This window comes from Mesorhizobium sp. WSM4813 (genome assembly GCF_055811555.1).
The window spans coordinates 54,966-70,868 of the sequence record NZ_JBVVQU010000018.1; the positions used below are offsets into that span (position 1 = coordinate 54,966).

At 62.6% G+C, this 15,903-nt stretch carries 17 protein-coding genes; 5 read left to right on the plus strand and 12 right to left on the minus strand.

Going from position 1 to position 15,903, the window contains the following annotated elements; all coding sequences use genetic code 11:
- Positions 1–336: 336 nt before the first annotated feature.
- The 6 genes from paoC to aroC all read right to left on the minus strand — a co-directional run bounded on the left by paoC (position 337) and on the right by aroC (position 7,207).
- Entirely contained in the window at positions 337–2,529 is a 2,193-nt protein-coding gene (gene paoC / locus AC0L25_RS12680) for an aldehyde oxidoreductase molybdenum-binding subunit PaoC (RefSeq protein ID WP_473595791.1), read from the minus strand.
- A gap of 3 nt (positions 2,530–2,532) precedes the next feature.
- The gene (locus AC0L25_RS12685; RefSeq protein WP_473595792.1) at positions 2,533–3,480 is read right to left on the minus strand and encodes an FAD binding domain-containing protein; all 948 of its coding nucleotides are present in this window, start codon (positions 3,478–3,480) and stop codon (positions 2,533–2,535) included.
- Positions 3,477–4,124 (minus strand): aldehyde dehydrogenase iron-sulfur subunit PaoA, encoded by a 648-nt coding sequence (gene paoA / locus AC0L25_RS12690; RefSeq protein ID WP_473595793.1) that lies wholly within the window; start codon positions 4,122–4,124, stop codon positions 3,477–3,479. The genes AC0L25_RS12685 and paoA overlap by 4 nt, the downstream gene beginning before the upstream one ends.
- Before the next feature lie 530 nt (positions 4,125–4,654).
- On the minus strand, positions 4,655–4,876 hold the full coding sequence (locus tag AC0L25_RS12695; protein ID WP_473595794.1) for a hypothetical protein: 222 nt from the start codon (positions 4,874–4,876) through the stop codon (positions 4,655–4,657).
- 18 nt (positions 4,877–4,894) lie between these two features.
- Entirely contained in the window at positions 4,895–5,995 is a 1,101-nt protein-coding gene (gene ribB, locus AC0L25_RS12700; protein ID WP_473595795.1) for a 3,4-dihydroxy-2-butanone-4-phosphate synthase, read from the minus strand.
- A gap of 102 nt (positions 5,996–6,097) precedes the next feature.
- Positions 6,098–7,207 carry a chorismate synthase gene (gene aroC, locus AC0L25_RS12705; RefSeq protein ID WP_473595796.1) on the minus strand — a complete coding sequence of 370 codons (1,110 nt, stop codon included), beginning with the start codon at positions 7,205–7,207 and terminating at the stop codon, positions 6,098–6,100.
- A gap of 277 nt (positions 7,208–7,484) precedes the next feature.
- Here aroC and AC0L25_RS12710 point away from each other — a divergent pair, with 277 nt between their 5' ends.
- The gene (locus AC0L25_RS12710) at positions 7,485–7,742 is read left to right on the plus strand and encodes a DUF1344 domain-containing protein (RefSeq protein WP_473595844.1); all 258 of its coding nucleotides are present in this window, start codon (positions 7,485–7,487) and stop codon (positions 7,740–7,742) included.
- A 416-nt stretch (positions 7,743–8,158) separates the two neighbouring features.
- Here the strand turns inward: AC0L25_RS12710 and AC0L25_RS12715 are convergent, their stop codons facing one another.
- From AC0L25_RS12715 to AC0L25_RS12730, 4 genes are all read right to left on the minus strand, one after another.
- Positions 8,159–8,746 (minus strand): histidine phosphatase family protein, encoded by a 588-nt coding sequence (locus AC0L25_RS12715; RefSeq protein ID WP_473595797.1) that lies wholly within the window; start codon positions 8,744–8,746, stop codon positions 8,159–8,161.
- 55 nt (positions 8,747–8,801) lie between these two features.
- Complete coding sequence (fabI, locus tag AC0L25_RS12720) at positions 8,802–9,620, minus strand: enoyl-ACP reductase FabI (protein WP_352965565.1); 819 nt, start codon at positions 9,618–9,620, stop codon at positions 8,802–8,804.
- Positions 9,621–9,847: 227 nt separating this feature from the next.
- The gene (locus AC0L25_RS12725) at positions 9,848–10,768 is read right to left on the minus strand and encodes a DnaJ C-terminal domain-containing protein (RefSeq protein ID WP_473595798.1); all 921 of its coding nucleotides are present in this window, start codon (positions 10,766–10,768) and stop codon (positions 9,848–9,850) included.
- Positions 10,769–10,867: 99 nt separating this feature from the next.
- Positions 10,868–11,344 carry an RT0821/Lpp0805 family surface protein gene (locus AC0L25_RS12730; protein ID WP_473595799.1) on the minus strand — a complete coding sequence of 159 codons (477 nt, stop codon included), beginning with the start codon at positions 11,342–11,344 and terminating at the stop codon, positions 10,868–10,870.
- Positions 11,345–11,385: 41 nt separating this feature from the next.
- Here AC0L25_RS12730 and pdxH point away from each other — a divergent pair, with 41 nt between their 5' ends.
- The 3 genes from pdxH (at position 11,386) to AC0L25_RS12745 (ending at position 12,681) form a co-directional block, all read left to right on the plus strand.
- Entirely contained in the window at positions 11,386–12,003 is a 618-nt protein-coding gene (gene pdxH, locus AC0L25_RS12735) for a pyridoxamine 5'-phosphate oxidase (RefSeq protein WP_473595800.1), read from the plus strand.
- Positions 12,004–12,160: 157 nt separating this feature from the next.
- A complete protein-coding gene (locus AC0L25_RS12740; protein WP_473595801.1) occupies positions 12,161–12,406 on the plus strand; it encodes a CopG family ribbon-helix-helix protein in 246 nt (81 codons plus the stop codon).
- A complete protein-coding gene (locus AC0L25_RS12745; protein ID WP_473595802.1) occupies positions 12,403–12,681 on the plus strand; it encodes a type II toxin-antitoxin system RelE/ParE family toxin in 279 nt (92 codons plus the stop codon). The genes AC0L25_RS12740 and AC0L25_RS12745 overlap by 4 nt, the downstream gene beginning before the upstream one ends.
- 63 nt (positions 12,682–12,744) lie before the next feature.
- On the opposite strand, the gene AC0L25_RS12750 is transcribed toward AC0L25_RS12745, so the two are convergent.
- Positions 12,745–13,500, minus strand: coding sequence for a crotonase/enoyl-CoA hydratase family protein (locus AC0L25_RS12750; protein ID WP_473595803.1), 756 nt, complete (start codon positions 13,498–13,500; stop codon positions 12,745–12,747).
- 53 nt (positions 13,501–13,553) lie between these two features.
- Positions 13,554–15,323, minus strand: a complete 1,770-nt coding sequence (locus AC0L25_RS12755) for an acyl-CoA dehydrogenase (RefSeq protein ID WP_473595804.1) — start codon at positions 15,321–15,323, stop codon at positions 13,554–13,556.
- Between the two features lie 202 nt (positions 15,324–15,525).
- Between AC0L25_RS12755 and AC0L25_RS12760 the strand changes: the two genes are divergently transcribed.
- A complete protein-coding gene (locus tag AC0L25_RS12760; RefSeq protein ID WP_473595805.1) occupies positions 15,526–15,762 on the plus strand; it encodes a hypothetical protein in 237 nt (78 codons plus the stop codon).
- Positions 15,763–15,903: the final 141 nt, after the last annotated feature.

Here is a 15,903-nt window from a genome sequence, read left to right on the forward strand (position 1 = left end):
AGCAGGGCCGGACGCCCTTCTTTCGAAGGCGTATACGGCTGCCCGCCTCTGGCGCGACGCCCTGAAGGCCGACACGGCCCAGCAAATCAGCCGCGGCACTGATCGGCGGCTTCGGGGCCGCGGGCATACTGGTCGTCCGTCACCTGCTCCATCCAGGTGACGGCACTACCATTGAGGGACTCCGCCACGGCCACGTGGGTCATGGAGGGCCCCTTCGAGGCGCTATACCAGTGGGGGACAGTAGCGCACAGCGCAAGAGAGGCATCGCAAGGAACAGAATGCCTGCGAGGCGCGGCAGCGAAGGGGACGATCGCTCCCCGAGAACGACAGCCACGCTCATATCTCGGGCAAACCCGGAAGCAGCTTGTCGAGTGTGATCGGATAGTCGCGCACGCGCACGCCCGTGGCGTTGTAGATCGCATTGGCGATCGCCGCGCCGACCCCGCAGAGGCCGAGCTCGCCGACGCCTTTGGCCTTCATTGGCGACGAAATCGGATCGGTCTCGTCGAGAAAGATCACCTCCTGGTGCGGGATGTCCCCATGGACCGGCACCTCATAGCCGGCGAGATCATGGTTAACGAAGAAGCCGCGACGCTTGTCGACTGCAAGCTCCTCCATCAGCGCCGCGCCGACGCCCATGGTCATGGCGCCGATGACTTGGCTGCGCGCCGATTTGGGATTGAGGATGCGACCGGCCGCGCAAACAGCGAGCATCCGCCTCACGCGGATCTCCCCGGTTGCAGCGTCGACACCTACTTCAACGAAGTGACCAGCAAAGGTCGATTGCTGGTACTGTTTGGCGAGGTCGCCATATTCTATCGCGTCCTCGGCGACGAGGCCTGCTTCGCCTGCAGCCTCGGCGAGCGAAACGCTGCGATTGCCGAAGCGGACATTGCCATCCTCAAAAACGGCGTCGGCGGAGCTAAATCCAAGCTTTTGCGTCACCGCCTCGCGTAGCTTGACACACGCTGCGTAAACGCCTGATGTCGAGTTGTTGGCGCCCCATTGCCCACCCGAGCCGGCCGAAACCGGGAAGCTCGAGTCGCCAAGCCGCACCACCACCTTGTCGAGCGGCACGCCCATCATCTCCGCCGCCGTCTGGGCGATGATCGTGTAGCTGCCGGTGCCGATGTCAGTCATGTCGGTCTCGACCGTCACGATGCCGCTGTTGTCGAGACGAACGCGCGCCGCAGACGTCGTCAGAAGGTTGTTGCGAAAACCCGCGGCGACACCCACCCCAATCAGCCAGCGCCCCACGCGGACCCTGCCGGTCTGGACGTCGCGCGTCTTCCAGCCGAAGCGTTCGGCGCCGACGCGCAGGCACTCGACCAGCTGGCGTCGCGAGAACCGGCGATCCGGGTTCGAAGGATCGACCTGGGTGTCGTTGAGAATGCGGAATTCGATCGGATCGATGTCGAGCTTTTCCGCCATCTCGTCCATCGCGATCTCCAGCGCCATCAAGCCCGGCGCTTCGCCCGGCGCCCGCATCGCATTGCCTTCAGGCAGATCGAGCACGGCAAGCCGCGTGGCGGTCATGCGGTTGGCGCCGGCATAGAGCAAGCTGGTCTGCTGAACCGCATTCTCTGGCCCGCCGCCGGGCAGGTCGCCAGACCAGCTTTCGTGGCCGATCGCGGTGATCTTGCCGTCCGGGGTCGCGCCAATGCGGATACGCTGGATCGTTGCTGGTCGATGCGTGGTGTTGTTGAACATGAAAGGTCGCGCAAGCGCCACCTTCACCGGCCGGCGGGCGGCGCGTGCGCCAAGGGCTGCAAGCGCCGCATCGGATCGCACGAACAGCTTGCCGCCAAAGCCGCCGCCGATGAACGGCGAGATAAGCCGGATATTCTCCTTGGGGATGCCGAGGGTCTTGGCCATGTCCCCCGTACTCCAGGCGATCATCTGGTTCGACGTCCAAAGCGTGAGCTTGTCCCCGTCCCAGGCGGCCATCGATGCATGCGGCTCCATCATCGCGTGCCCTTGATCGGGTGTGGTGTAGGTCGCATCAAGCTGGACCGGCGCACTGGCAAAGGCACCGGCGAAGTCGCCGACCGCGGTATCAGGCGTTGCCTCCGGCACGACCGCGAAACCCTTGGCGCTCGCGAGATCGAACGCGCCCTGAGCCCGGATATAGTCGACGCGGAGCGACTGCGCCGCGGCGCGCGCCTGTTCGAACGTCTCGGCGACGACGAGCGCAATCGCCTGATGATAATGCTGGACGTCGGGACCGCCGAGCAGCTTGGCTGTGTTCCAGTCACCCTTGCCGAGTTTGCCGGCGTTTTCAGCTGTGACGATGGCCAGCACGCCTGGCGCGGTCTTGGCATCGGTCAGATCGATCGAGGCGATCCGGCCCTTGGCGATGGCCGAGCCGACCACATAGCCATAGGCCTGGTTGGGTACGACATCGTGCCACTCATAGGCATAGGGCGCAGTGCCTGTGGTCTTGAGCGGACCGTCGATCCGGTCGGTAGGCTTGCCGACGACCTTGAGGCGGTCGATCGGGTTGATCGTAGCGGGGGTATCGAATTTCATGAGTCAGCTCCTTGCTTCCGCCAGAACCGCAGCGAGCGTGCGCTCGATCAGCGGCAGCTTGAATGCATTCTCATTCGTCGGCCTGGCATCGGCGAGCAGGTGCGCAGTCACGGCCCTGGCGCCGCGCGGCATCTCGGTCTCAGCTGCCTCGACACGCCACGGCTTGTGCGCCACGCCGCCGACAGCGATGCGTCCGGTGCCGTCGCGCTGCACGATTGCGCCGATCGAGACCAGGGCGAAGGCGTAGGAAGCCCGGTCGCGCACCTTGTGATAGATATGCGTTCCGCCCACCGGTCTGGGCAGCGTGACCGCGGTGATCAGCTCGCCGGGTACGAGTACGTTCTCGACATGCGGCGTGTCGCCGGGCAGCCGGTGGAATTCGGCGATGGGGATGCTCCGCGCCGCGCCGTCGGGGCGCAGCGTCTCCACGGTCGCGTCGAGCGCCCGCATCGCCACGGCCATATCGCTCGGATGGGTTGCGATGCACCCCTCGCTTGCGCCGACCACGGCATGCTGACGGCTGGATCCGCCAATCGCCGCGCATCCGCTGCCGGGCTGGCGTTTGTTGCATGGCTGGTTGGTGTCGTAGAAATAGGGGCAGCGCGTGCGCTGCAGCAGGTTGCCCGCGGTGGTCGCCTTATTGCGCAGCTGGCCCGAGGCGCCGGCGAGCAGCGCGCGAGAGAGCAGGCCGTAGTCGCGTCGCACGCGCTCCTCCGCGGCGAGATCGGTGTTGCGCACCAGGGCGCCGATGCGCAGCCCACCCTCAGTCGTCGTTTCGATCTTGTCGAGCGCCAGGCCGTTCACATCAATCAGGTGGGTCGGCGTTTCGATTTCGAGCTTCATCAGATCGAGCAGGTTGGTGCCGCCGGCGATGAACTTGGCGCCTTCGGCACGCGCCGCAGCAGCTGCTTCCGCAGGAGAACTCGCGCGCTCATAGGTGAAGGATCTCATGCCGGCCTCCCGGCGACTTCGGTTATCGCCTCAACTATGTTGGAATAGGCGCCGCAACGGCAGATGTTGCCGCTCATCCGCTCGCGCAGTTCGCTGGCAGTTGCCTGCGGTGCCGCGGTCAGATCTTCGCTCAAATGGCTCGGAATGCCGGCCTCTATCTCGGCGAGCACCGCCACGGCGGAGCAGATCTGCCCGGGCGTGCAATAGCCGCACTGATAACCGTCATGCTTGACGAAGGCGGCCTGCATCGCGTGCAGGTTCTCCGGCGTGCCGAGCCCTTCGATGGTGGTGATGATGTCGCCTTCGTGCATCACCGCGAGCGTCAGGCATGAATTGATCCGTTGGCCGTCGACCATCACCGTGCAGGCGCCGCACTGGCCATGATCGCAGCCCTTCTTGGTGCCGGTGAGATGCAGGTGCTCGCGCAACGCATCGAGCAGCGTGGTGCGCGTATCGAGGTCCAGTTCGCGGGCCTGGCCGTTCACAGTGATGGCCACTTTGGACATGGCAGGCTCGCCGACGGCGGAACGCACATCGCGAGCTTGAGCGTTCGCTACCGGTGGCGCTGCGGTCATTGCCGCGGAAGCGGCTCCTGCCATCAACAGATCCCGTCTGGTGATACTAAAGTCTGCGGAGGTCGTCATGTCGCTTTTGATCCTCTTCTCTGTCAGAGCGAGCACATCAATGGCTGCTGAAGGCGTGCCGATTTACGGCAACGTCCCGTTGGTCGTCGCGATCGGGACAGAGGTGTCCCAAGGGGAAGATAGTTTGAGCAGCGCTTGCGATTAGAGGCTCAATTCCGCATGCTCTTATGCGTGAGCTTCATGAATGCCGATGCGCAGCCCATTCGGAGGCACGGTCTTACGCGCGCTGCAGCCAAGCTCGCGGCGTCACAATCACAACTAGCCAAGGCGGCTCAAGGCGTCCTCGGCATGCGCCTTGACACCGCATTTCAAGCAATCAGGTTCGAAAGATAAATGGGCATCGAATGCCGGAGCTGGAATTTACGATCTTTCCAACCGATCCCTAATCTCGTTTCCGTTCAGGACGACGACCGGGGTTCCCAGTGCCTCGACCAATTCAGAGTTCAAATGGGCAATTGCTTCGGCCTGTCCGACCATTGGCGGACACTCGCCGGAACAATAGATGGTCGAGTTGGTTGTCTGGAGAATTCTCAGGAGCGAATCGAACAGGCGACCATCGGAAGTCGGGCGCGCCACCGTGAACCCAGAACACCGGTTTGGTCCAATGCCGACGAAGAGTCCTGAACGGTCCAGCGCGAGAATTCAGGATCGCGGCTGGTGATGAACGACGCGAAGGCTTCGCTCACCGTCGACGTGGGGAAATGGCTCCGCTCGCCGTTTCCAAAACAACTGAGATATGCCTTGAAGCTCATCCCGATTGCCTCAGTGGTCTAAAGAATCTCGGTCTTGGCGATGTGGATGCCGAAGCCTTCAAGGCCGACATAGTGGCGTTCGCGCGAGGCGATCAGGTTGATCGACGAAATGCCTAGGTCTTTGAGGATTTGCGCGCCGAGGCCGATCTCGCGCCATTCGTTCTCGCGGCGGCGCGCCTCTTCATGGTCCTCGCGGTCGCCGGCAGCTGGCCGGTTGCGCTCCTGATGGGCGACGCCGACGGAGCCTTCGCGCAGATAGACGATGACGCCGCGCCGGCGCTCGCCCATCGATTTCATGATGCCGTCCAGCCTGTGGGTGGTACCGAACACATCGCTCACCACGTCCTCGGAATGCAGCCGCACCGGCACTTCCTCGCCGTCACGGATGTCGCCGAAGACGATCGCCACATGGTGCATCGAGTCCCAGGGCAGCGTGTAGGTGAAGACCTGCGCCTTGCCGCCAGGCGTATCGATGTCCGAACACGCGACACGCTCGACCAGCGTTTCCTTGCGCTGGCGATAGGCGATGAGGTCAGCGACCGAAATCTGCTTCAAACCGTTCTTTTCGGCGAAGGCCTGTACCTGCGGGCCGCGCATCACGGTGCCATCATCATTGACCAGCTCGGAAATGACGCCGACCGGCGGCAGGCCGGCAAGCTTGCACAAATCGACCGCGGCTTCGGTATGGCCCGAACGCATCAGCACGCCGCCTTCGCGCGCAATCAGCGGAAAGATGTGGCCGGGGCGGACGAAATCGGAGGCGCCGACATTGCCGTTGGCAAGATTGCGCACGGTCAACGTGCGATCGTCGGCCGAAATGCCTGTTGTGGTGCCGTGCTTGAAATCGACGCTGACGGTGAAGGCGGTGGTGTGGGCCGAATCATTGTCGGCGACCATCGGCGAAAGATTCAGGCGCTTGGCTTCCTCGCGCGGCATCGGCGTGCAGACGATGCCGGATGTGTTGCGGACGATGAATGCCATCTTTTCCGGCGTGCAATGGACGGCGGCGACGATCAGGTCACCCTCGTTCTCGCGCCCGTCATCGTCCATGACGACGACGATCTCGCCGCGTTCGAAGGCGCGCAAGGCTTCGACGATTTTCTTCTGGTCGTAAGGCATGAGTGCTCGCTTTGCTCGCGGGAATAGGGGAGTAGGGCAGTAAGGGAGTAGGGAAAAGGAAAATGCTGTCGCGGGAGCTGCGTAACGTACTCCTCTAGTGCCTTACTCCCCTACTCCCTTCCCCGTTTGTCCCCGATGACGCAGATAGTGATCGGCGATCGCGCAGGCAACCATCGCCTCGCCGATCGGCACGGCGCGGATCCCGACGCACGGATCGTGCCGGCCCTTGGTCATGATCTCAACGTCGTTACCGTCCTTGTCGATCGACTTTCTCGGGGTCAGGATCGACGAGGTCGGCTTGACGGCGAAGCGGGCGACAATCGCCTGGCCGGTCGAGATGCCGCCGAGGATGCCGCCCGCATTGTTGGACAGGAAGACCGGTTTGCCGTCATTGCCCATACGCATCTCATCGGCATTTTCTTCGCCGGTGATGCGGGCGGCCTCGAAGCCGTTACCGATCTCGACACCCTTGACGGCATTGATCGACATCAAGCCCGAGGCAATGTCCTGGTCGAGCTTGGCGTAGATCGGCGCGCCCAGGCCTGCCGGAACGCCGTCGGCGACGATCTCGATTACCGCGCCGACCGACGAACCCGACTTGCGGATGCCGTCAAGATAGGCGGTGAAGACGGCCACCGATGCCGGATCGGGCGTGAAGAATGGATTCTCGGCGTCACCAACGAAATTCCAGTTCCAGTTGGCGCGATCGATCGATTTTTCCCCCATCGACACCAGCGCGCCGCGCACGATCATGCCGGGCACGACCTTGCGGGCCAAGGCTCCGGCCGCCACCCGCGCCGCCGTCTCGCGGGCCGAAGAGCGGCCGCCACCGCGATAATCGCGCAGGCCGTACTTAGCGTCGTAGGTATAGTCGGCATGACCTGGCCGGTACTGACGGGCGATCTCGCCATAGTCCTTGGAGCGCTGATCGACATTCTCGATCAGCATCGACACCGGCGTGCCGGTGGTGATCATGGTCTCGCCGTCCTCATCCAGAATGAAGCCGGACAGGATCTTGACCTCGTCGGGTTCACGACGCTGCGTCACAAAACGCGATTGACCCGGGCGGCGCTTGTCGAGTTCGGCCTGAACCTCCGCGCGCGTGAAGCGGATGCCGGGCGGACAGCCGTCAACCACGCAGCCGAGCGCTGCACCGTGGCTTTCGCCCCAGGTGGTGACGCGGAAAAGATGGCCAAACGTATTGTGAGACATGAAAACCAGCCCTGCCGGCATCGGAGCCGGCTTAGCGCATGACCCCGAAAACCGGAGCGATTTTCGGGGTCATGCGCAAAATCAAAGTGCTACAGCGTCCTGTGCGCGTCCAACAGGACGCGCGGCGCCCTAGCCTGCGTTCTATTGGCGTTTTCGGCAGTGGTCAAACTGTGATCCGGCGGATTTAGTTTTGACACATTCGGTTGGTTTCTGCTTCCTCGATCCGTCTGTTGAACACCCGCCGCCACTGTGCCGGCGCAATGATAAGAGGACGATGATGCGTATCCTGATCGGCGCCGTTGCCGCCATGTTGCTGATTTCCACTGCCGCCTTCGCCGGCCAAACCGAGGGCCTGATCAAAGAGGTCGATAAGGACACGTTAACGCTGACACTCGACGACGGCAAATCCTACAAGCTGAATGCCGAAACCGACCTTGAAGCGCTAAAACCCGGCATGGATATCGTGATCGCCTATGACGAGACAAACGGCGAGAACGTCATCACCGACATGCAATTGCCGGATTCAAGCGAATAGAGGCTTCCGGCTGACCTGCCCGAAAGCCGGGATAAAGGTCGTGTGACCTACAATCTTGTCCGAACTGCCGGTTCGGGATCACGGTCTTGGTCAAAACTCATTCAGCCAACTTCAGGCCTTCGTTTACGACACACTCCGTCGGGCAGTGCACCACGCCTGCTCGGCAGATGGCCGGCTCCATTTCGAAATGGCCGGTGAAGAGTTCCGGCTAGATCTCGGCCTGACTCATGCCCGGAGCTCCAGAGCCGGAGCTTGTTCGCAGCCCTCGACCGGATCGGGCCGCGACGATCGTCGCCACGGCGTCAAGATCGGCAGGTGTCTTCAATGTCGGCACGTCAGACGGCTTTGCCGGCCGGTGTGAAGCGACGGCGAGAAGGGCTGAACAAGGTCGTTTCGAGTGATTGGATTTTCGCCACTTAGAGCCACTCCAGGCGTCGCCCTTCTAGCCTTAGCAAGCGATCCTGCGGCACATTCAGGTTTGCGGCTTCTTTCTCGGGCATTCCCAGCACCATGCGGAACAGGGCGCGCACGACGCCGCCATGGGTCACGCAGACCGTCGGGCGGACCAGCGCGTCGAACCACGGCTTTACCCGCTCGAACAGCATTTGATAGCTTTCGGCGCCCTCGCCGGGCGGCAGGAAATTCCATTTGTCGAGGCGCCTCTCCCTGCCCGAGCCCAGATGCCGGGCCTCGAGTTCGGGAAAGGTGAAACCCTGCCAGTCGCCGAAACTCATTTCGACAAGGCGCGGATCGGTGCGGTAAGCTTGGGGATCAAGCCCCATCGCCATGCGAATGCGCTCCATGGTCTGGCGCGTCCGCCGCATCGGACTGGCGACAAAGTCGAAATCCTCGGGGTTATCAACGAATTCGGCAAGCCGATGGCCGTTGCGGGTCGCCTGCTCGCAGCCAAGCGGGTTGAGATCGGTGTCGGCCTGTCCCTGCAGCCGGGACTCGGCGTTCCACACCGTCTGGCCATGGCGGGCGATGTAGACGAGCGGATACATCAGGTCATCCGGAGAGCGGTCGAGAGCAGGCTGGAGGCGGGGAGAGTTCGAGGGGTTATTCCTTGACGGTCGAAATATCAGGCGCGTCGACCGCCTTCATGCCGACGACATGGTAGCCGGAATCGACATGGTGGATCTCGCCGGTGACGCCGCGTGAAAGGTTGGACAGGAAATAGACAGCTGAATCGCCGACTTCCTCTTGCGTCACCGTCTGCTTCAGCGGCGAATTGTATTCGTTCCACTTCAAGATGTAGCGAAAATCGCCAATGCCCGAGGCTGCCAGCGTCTTGATTGGACCGGCGGAGATGGCGTTGACGCGGATTTTCTTGGCGCCAAGGTCGACGGCCAGATAGCGCACGCTGGCTTCGAGCGCCGCCTTGGCGACACCCATGACGTTGTAGTGCGGCATCACTTTTTCGGCACCGTAATAGGTCAGCGTCAGCAGCGAGCCGCCATCGGTCATCAGCGCCTCGGCGCGCTTGGCGATAGTGGTGAAGGAAAACACCGAAATGTCCATCGTGCGCAAGAAATTGTCGCGCGTCGTCTCGACATAGCGGCCTGTCAGCTCGTCCTTGTCGGAAAAGGCGATGGCGTGGACGAGGAAATCGAGCTTGCCCCAATGCTTGGCGATGTCGTCGAACACCGCATCGAGCGTTGCCGGATCGGTCACATCGCAATGGCCGGCGACATGGGCGTTGAGTTCCGCCGCCAGCGGCTCGACGCGCTTCTTGAACGCCTCACCCTGATAGGTCAGCGCAATCTCGGCGCCGTGGTCGACGCAAGCTTTGGCTATGCCATAGGCGATCGACCGATTGTTCGCGACGCCAAGGACAAGCCCGCGCTTGCCGGCCATAATGCCTTGTCCACCCGCCATGTGAGCGCTCTCCGCAAGATCTTCTGCTTTGTGGAGTGGCTATCGCACAGCCACAGAGCCCCTTCAAGCGCTCAACACGGACAGTCCAGGGGACAAAAGCATCGTCCCACAGCGCCGCGCGTCCTTTTGGACGCGCAAACGGCACTGAAACACCTAATCTTGCGCCTGACCCCCAGCGAAAATCGAATCCGATTTTTGCGACGCCGACCTTCGATTTAGGGGATCCGCTAGCGTTTCCGGTTGCGCATCAGCGCTTCGAGATCGCTGTCGCCCCCTTCGGGAAGCATCAGCCGCACATGCGCGTAGAGATCACCGTGTCCGCCAACTTTTTCCGGCAGGCCCCTGCCCTTCAGCCGCAGGACCTTGTCCGAGCTCGACCAGGCGGGAACATTGACCGCAAGCTTGCCGGTCGGCGTTTCGACCGCCACCTTGGCACCCAGCACGGCATCCGCCAGCGCAACCGGCAGGTCGGCGTGGAGGTCGCGGCCTTCGACACGATAGCGCGGGTGCCGCCGGAAGCGGATCTTGACCAGCGCGTCGCCCGGCTGCCCCGGCCCTTGCTCGCCCTGGCCTTTCAGCCGGATCGTCTGGCCGTCCTCGACATAGGCTGGCAGCTTGACGGCGACCTTGCGTCCGTCGGGGAACATCGCCGTCACCTTCTCCGCGGTCGCCGCTTCCTCGATGGTGATGTCAAGCGTCACGTTCAGGTCGGCGCCGGACGGCGCCTGCCGGCCGGCGCCCATGCCGGCACCGCTAGAGAAGGTCTCGCCGAAAATCTGGCTGAAGATGTCGCTGCTGCCGTCGAACGGATCGCCGCTCGGACGGCTTGAGCGAAACTCGAAGCGTGAGCCGCCCGGCCCCTGCTGCCGGCGAAAACCGGCGAACGGATCGGCGCCGCCGGCGGCACCCTCGAAGCCTTGAAAGCGCGGCTTGCCCTCGGCGTCAATCTCGCCGCGATCGAAAGCCGCACGGTTCTTCTCGTCGCCGACGATCTCGTATGCCTGGTTGGCTGCGGCAAACCGCTCCTTCGCCTTGGGATCCGGATTCTGGTCCGGATGATACTCCTTGGCGAGTTTGCGGTATGCCGATTTTATGTCCTTGGCCGATGCGTTCTTGGCAACGCCCAGCACCTCATAGGGGTCGCGCATGCTTCCTGCCCTGGAGAAGGAGTGAGTCCACGATTGCCACCTATATGCGCTCGCATAGGAAGAAATTCCAGAGGCGCGCGGTTATATGATGGCGGAAAATCAGAGCGCTTTGAAGTCCTGCATCCGCCAGGCGCCGGCGCCGGCCAGGCACACCTCGCCCTTGAACAGGGCTACGCCGTCGAAGCTTTCGCGCGACGCGGTGAAGTGGCGGCAAAGCTGGCCGTTGTCCCTGGACTCCGCCAGTTCGGTGATCGAGCCGCGCGACCCGGTATCGGAATTCGCCCAGGGAACGGCCTGCCCGCCAAGTTCCTGGATATCGGCGGAAGACACCGCGTTGCGGATCGTCGCCTGGTCCGAGGCGCGATCCTGATCGATCGGCGAGGCAGCGACAGGCATGCTGCTGGTCAGGATCGTACGGTCGACCTCCGCCTGCTCCAAACTGAAGCCGCCAGCACCGCAGCCGGCAAGCGGCAAGGCCACCAGCACGATCGCGGCGGCCTTCACCGTAGCCTGGGCGCTGGCCGAAGCAATAAGGCTCCATTGCCTGCTGTGAAAAGGTTGCGCGCTGCGCGACAATCGGCAATCTCCCCCGGGTGGCAATAGAATTTGGGAAAACTATGAGCGAAACTGAGTTAACAAGCGGTGACTTTACCGAGGCTGCTGAGCCATTCCGCCTCTTTGCCGCATGGCTTGACGACGCGACGAAGAGTGAGATCAACGATCCCAACAGCGTGGCGCTGGCGACCGTCGATGCCGAGGGCATGCCGAATGTGCGGATGGTGCTACTCAAGGGGTTCGATGAATGCGGATTTGTCTTCTACACGAATTTTGAGAGCGCCAAGAGCCGTGAGATTCTTGGCAGCATGAAGGCGGCGATGTGCTTCCACTGGAAATCGCTGCGCCGGCAGGTTCGCGTGCGCGGGCGGGTGGAGATCGTCACCGAGGCGGAAGCGGACGCCTATTATGCGACGCGCCCGCGCGGCAGCCGCATCGGCGCCTGGGCGTCGAAGCAATCGCGGCCGCTGGAGAGCCGCTTCGCCCTGGAAAAAGCCGTTGCCGAATACACAGCGCGCTACGCGATCGGCGAGATCCCACGGCCGAAACACTGGTCGGGCTTCCGTATCGTGCCGCAGACGATCGAGTTCTGGCACGACCGGCCTTTCCGGCTGCACGACCGCGTCGTCTTTTCCCGCAACGCAAAGGGCAGTTGGGACAAGACGAGGCTTTACCCCTGATGGGATGGTCCCTTAAGCAGCTAGCCAAGGGGAGAACTGGACACGCGGGCGTTTGAGTAACTGAGGTCAGGGGATGCCCCAGGAATACTCCTGGGCAATCCTTGACGAACCACCTTGGTTCACCAATATTCATAGTGAACCAAGGAAAGTTATGAGCATGACAGCTTTTACCGTGCGTGTCCCGGACGAAACCGCAAACAGGCTTGATCAGCTTGCCGAAAAGCTCGACCGCTCGCGTTCCTATATGGCTGCGCAGGCCATTGAGGACTTTGTAGCCCGTGAGGAATGGCAACTCGCCGAGATAGAGGCCGGGTTGGCCGAAGCCGAGCGCGGCGATTTTGCCAGTGACCGTGATGTAGCTGCTGTTGTCGGAAAATACGTCAAGTCCGCCCGCCAAGGATGAGCCGCAAAACAATCCGCTGGACCAAGCGGGCGCTGAATCGGCTTGACGAAATCGGCGCATACATCGAGAGGGACAACCCCGAGGCGGCCGCCCGAGTCATTGCGCGCATCGTGACGGCGGCAGAACATCTCGCCGAGCAACCGGCTATGGGGCGCGTCGGGCGCATCAAGGCGACGCGAGAGCTCGTTTTGGTCGATAATCCGTATATCGTGCCCTATCGCGTCCACGGCGACACTGTTGAAATCCTCACCGTCATGCATGCTGCCCAACGATGACCGCAGGCCCTCTAAAATCGCCCAACCTCACGGCCTGCGTTATCAGAACACACCGCCTTCAGCCTACCTTCTTCCTGGCCTGGCCATGAAGGCCATCAAGGCAGCGCGGGCCTCGTCGGATTTGAGCCGCTCGCGGAAATGCGAGCTTTCCTGGCCGATGCGGGCAACAAGATCTTCACGAGAGCCGCGCATTAGGTCACGCGCGATCTTCAGCGCTTGCGGCGGCTTGGCCGCGATTTGGCTGGCCGCTGCCAGGACGGAGGCTTCGAGCTCGTTTTCCTCGACCACCGCGTAGATCAGCCCGGCGGCTTTCGCCCGCTCGGCCGAAAAACCTTCGCCGAGGCCAAGCAGCGCGAAAGCGCCTTGGCGGCCCAGGATCTGCGGCGCAAGCAGGCTCGATCCCGCCTCGGGGACCAAGCCGAGATCGACGAAGGGCGTGCGGAACATTGTGCGCGGCGTGGCGAAAGTCAGGTCGCAATGCAGGTTGAGCGTGGTGCCGATGCCGACCGCGATGCCGTCGACGCCGGAGATCATGGGTTTTTCCGTCCTGGCCAGCGCCATCAGGAAATCCCAGACCTCTGTGCCGCCCTCGCCGCCTGTGGCGACGACCATGAAATCGGCAAGGTCGTTACCGGACGAGAAGGCGCCTGAAACACCGAAAAAGACATGGACGCGGATCGCCGGATCGGCGTCGCCCTCGGCAAGGGTTTTGGACATTTTCGCATACATGGCGCGCGTCAAGGCGTTCCTCTTGTCCGGACGGTTCATGCGGATGATCTGGATCGCGCCCTGGCGCTCGACGAGGATATGATCTGTCACGGGTGATCCTTTGTGAAACGTCAGGCTTTTGTGAAACGGCAAGCTTGTGGCTGTCAGGCAGAAATCAGTGTCTTGCCGGCGGCGGCAAGGCTTTCGGCGCCGCCGATGACGCGCTCCTTCAGCGCGCCCGCCTCGCCAAGCAGGTTTTCGGCGAAGAAACGGCAAAGGGCGATGCGGCTTTGGTCGGCAAGCGCGCCGCGTGCCAGATAGGTGCCGCCCGCCGCAAGCGAAATCAGCCGCAGATACGGCGTCGCACCGGCCAGCGCCTCGTCCGAGCGCCCGTCGGCAAGCAGCCCTTGCAGAAAACGCGTCGCCTGGCCGAGGTCGTCGAGCGCCTGGTCGAGACCATCGGCAGTGCGGCCAAAACCCCCGGGATTTGAGGTCCGCACCTGATTGGCGACTGCTTTCAATTCGGTGATGTAACCATGCACATGCTCGCCACCGCCAAGCGGCAGCTTGCGCGCCACCAGGTCGATCGCCTGGATGCCGTTGGTGCCTTCGTAGATCGGCGCGATGCGCGCGTCGCGATAAAGTGCTGCCGCACCCGTCTCCTCGATGAAACCCATGCCACCATGAACCTGCAGCCCGAGCGAGGCGACCTCAACACCGACATCGGTGGAAAAGGCCTTGGCCAGCGGGGTCAAGAGATTGGCACGTTCCTGCCAATGGGTGGCTTCATCGCCGACGGATACCCGCGCGTGGTCAATGGCATGCGCACAGGAATAGCTGATGGCGCGCGCAATCTGGGTCAGCGCCTCCATGGTCAGGAGATTGCGCTGCACGTCTGGGTGATGGACGATCGGCGCCATGCCGTTGCCACCATAGCTTGCAGCCTTGCCTTGCCGGCGGTCATTGGCATAGGCGAGCGCCTTCTGCGTGGCCGTTTCGGCGACCGCCACGCCCTGCATGCCGACGGCGAGCCGCGCATTATTCATCATGGTGAACATGCAGGCGAGGCCCTTGTTTTCCTCGCCGATCAGCCAGCCGATCGCGCCAGCAGTGATCCCTTCGAAACCATCGCCATAGATCATGGTGCAGGTCGGCGAGGCGTGGATACCCAATTTGTGCTCCAGCCCGGAGCAGAAGACGTCGTTGCGTGCGCCCAGCGCGCCATCGTCGCCGACAAGGAATTTCGGCACCAGGAACAGCGAAAGGCCACGCGTGCCGGCCGGCGCGTCCGGCAGCCGCGCCAGCACCAGATGGATGATGTTGTCGGTGAAATCGTGCTCGCCATAGGTGATGAAAATCTTCTGGCCGAAGATGCGGTAGGTGCCGTCGCCGGCCGGCTCGGCGCGGGCGCGCAATGCATTCAGATCCGAGCCCGCCTGCGGCTCAGTCAGGTTCATCGTGCCCATCCATTCGCCGGAGACGAGTTTTTCCAGGTATTTGACCTTCAGCGCCGGTGAGGCGTGCTTGTCGAGTGCTTCGACCGCTCCCATGGTCAGCGTCGGGCCGATGCCGAAGGCCATGGCGGCGGAGTTCCACATTTCGAGCGCGGCGACGCCCAGCATGGTCGGCAGCGCCTGGCCGCCGAATTCCTCCGGTGCGGACAGTGCATTCCAGCCGCCGTCAATCCAGCGGCGATAAAGCGCCTTCCAGCCAGGCGGCATGGTAACGGCGGCGCCGTTCAGGATCGCGCCTTGTTCATCGCCGATCTTGTAGAGCGGCGCGACCTCCTCTGTGGCGAAGCGGCCGGCTTCCGCCAGAATGGCGTCGACGATGTCTTCGCCAAGATCGCCAAAGGTGCCGGCGTCAAGCGCTGGCTTCAGGCCGGCCACATGCTTCAGCGTGAAGGCGATTTCCTCGACCGGTGCCCGATACATGCCGCTCGCTCCTCCTCTGTCCGGCAGGGCAACTTAATATCCGTGCTGACACAAAACCATTCGCTTTTGGGTCGCCCCTCCCACCTTCTTTTTACGTAAACGTCAAATTTTGTCACGCGGATTTTGCAATTGGAGCTGTTCACGCTAAAATCAGAAAGCCGGACAAGTCGACCGGCGACAGATCAAAATACTGGGACCGCCCGTGCTCGCCAGACCTGACGCCGATCACTGCATCGAATGCGGCCTGCCCTATCAAGCGGCAGGTTTTTGGCACCATCGGGACAAGATCGAGGACGGCTCCGCCTATTGGTCGGATCGCGGCGTTCTGTGTTCGCCGACATGCTCGCTGGCCCATCATCGCAAACGCGAGGCTGAGGGAACGCTGCCGCAGGCGCCGGCGCCCGACCTGTTCCAGATCCAGCCGCTCTCGCCTCGTTGATGGCCAGCAAAACCATAACCGGCCGAATTGCGGCATTCGCCACGGACCGCCGAAAGGATTTCCTTAACCATGGCGGTTCAGGATCAGGCTTTGGCCAGCAAGGATCTGCTGTTTGAAGCCGCCGGCGCACCCTCTTCGCCG

Coding starts and splice junctions, on each gene's coding strand:
- paoC (WP_473595791.1), bottom strand. CDS start 2,529: ATGAAATTCGATACCCCCGCTACGATCAACCCGATCGACCGCCTCAAG.
- AC0L25_RS12685 (WP_473595792.1), bottom strand. CDS start 3,480: ATGAGATCCTTCACCTATGAGCGCGCGAGTTCTCCTGCGGAAGCAGCT.
- paoA (WP_473595793.1), bottom strand. CDS start 4,124: ATGACGACCTCCGCAGACTTTAGTATCACCAGACGGGATCTGTTGATG.
- AC0L25_RS12695 (WP_473595794.1), bottom strand. CDS start 4,876: ATGAGCTTCAAGGCATATCTCAGTTGTTTTGGAAACGGCGAGCGGAGC.
- ribB (WP_473595795.1), bottom strand. CDS start 5,995: ATGCCTTACGACCAGAAGAAAATCGTCGAAGCCTTGCGCGCCTTCGAA.
- aroC (WP_473595796.1), bottom strand. CDS start 7,207: ATGTCTCACAATACGTTTGGCCATCTTTTCCGCGTCACCACCTGGGGC.
- AC0L25_RS12710 (WP_473595844.1), top strand. CDS start 7,485: ATGCGTATCCTGATCGGCGCCGTTGCCGCCATGTTGCTGATTTCCACT.
- AC0L25_RS12715 (WP_473595797.1), bottom strand. CDS start 8,746: ATGTATCCGCTCGTCTACATCGCCCGCCATGGCCAGACGGTGTGGAAC.
- fabI (WP_352965565.1), bottom strand. CDS start 9,620: ATGGCGGGTGGACAAGGCATTATGGCCGGCAAGCGCGGGCTTGTCCTT.
- AC0L25_RS12725 (WP_473595798.1), bottom strand. CDS start 10,768: ATGCGCGACCCCTATGAGGTGCTGGGCGTTGCCAAGAACGCATCGGCC.
- pdxH (WP_473595800.1), top strand. CDS start 11,386: ATGAGCGAAACTGAGTTAACAAGCGGTGACTTTACCGAGGCTGCTGAG.
- AC0L25_RS12740 (WP_473595801.1), top strand. CDS start 12,161: ATGACAGCTTTTACCGTGCGTGTCCCGGACGAAACCGCAAACAGGCTT.
- AC0L25_RS12745 (WP_473595802.1), top strand. CDS start 12,403: ATGAGCCGCAAAACAATCCGCTGGACCAAGCGGGCGCTGAATCGGCTT.
- AC0L25_RS12755 (WP_473595804.1), bottom strand. CDS start 15,323: ATGTATCGGGCACCGGTCGAGGAAATCGCCTTCACGCTGAAGCATGTG.